Consider the following 882-nt stretch of genomic DNA (forward strand, 5'->3'; position numbering starts at 1 on the left):
GCGGCCCGGGCGAACCTCAAGCCGCTGGTGATCGAGGGCGTTCAGTCCGGCGGTGCTCTGATGACCACCACCGAGGTGGAGAACTTCCCCGGTTTCCGCGACGGGATCATGGGCCCCGAGCTCATGGACAACATGCGCGCTCAGGCCGAGCGTTTCGGCGCCGAGTTCCTCACCGACGACGTCACTCGCGTCGAGCTGGGTGACAAGCCGACCGAGGCCGGCACCGAGGGCCTCAAGACCGTCTGGGTCGGCGAGAAGGAATACTTCGCCCGCGCCGTGATCCTGTCCACCGGATCCGCGTGGCGGCCCCTGGGCGTCCCCGGTGAGCAGGAACTGCTCGGCCACGGCGTCTCGTCCTGTGCGACCTGTGACGGCTTCTTCTTCCGCAACCACAACATCGTGGTGGTCGGCGGCGGCGACTCCGCGATGGAGGAGGCGACCTTCCTTACCCGGTTCGCCGAGACGGTGACCATCGTGCACCGGCGCGACTCGTTCAGGGCCAGCAAGGTCATGCAGCTGCGGGCGCTGAACAACCCGAAGATCAAGGTCGAGTGGAACTCGGTGGTCGAAGAGATCATCGGCCACGACGGCAAGGTCTCGGGTGCCCGCATCAAGAACGTGCAGACCGGCGAGGAAAAGGTCCTCGACGTGACCGGCGTCTTCGTGGCGATCGGCCACGACCCGCGCAGCGACCTGTTCAAGGGCCAGATCGACCTCGACGACGAGGGCTACGTGAAGGTCGACCACCCGTCGACGCGCACCAACCTGCCCGGCGTGTTCGCCGCCGGTGACCTGGTCGACCACACCTACCGGCAGGCGATCACCGCCGCCGGCACCGGCACCGCCGCGGCGCTGGACGCCGAGCGCTTCATCGCCTCATTC

At 67.6% G+C, this 882-nt stretch carries 1 protein-coding gene; it reads left to right on the forward strand.

All coding sequences use genetic code 11. From position 1 onward, the window contains the following. Window positions 1–882: thioredoxin-disulfide reductase (gene trxB, locus EER30_RS46705; protein ID WP_127509802.1), on the forward strand; the 882-nt coding region annotated here is incomplete at both ends.

This window comes from Actinoplanes solisilvae, assembly GCF_003999975.1.
Classification (GTDB): domain Bacteria; phylum Actinomycetota; class Actinomycetes; order Mycobacteriales; family Micromonosporaceae; genus Actinoplanes; species Actinoplanes solisilvae.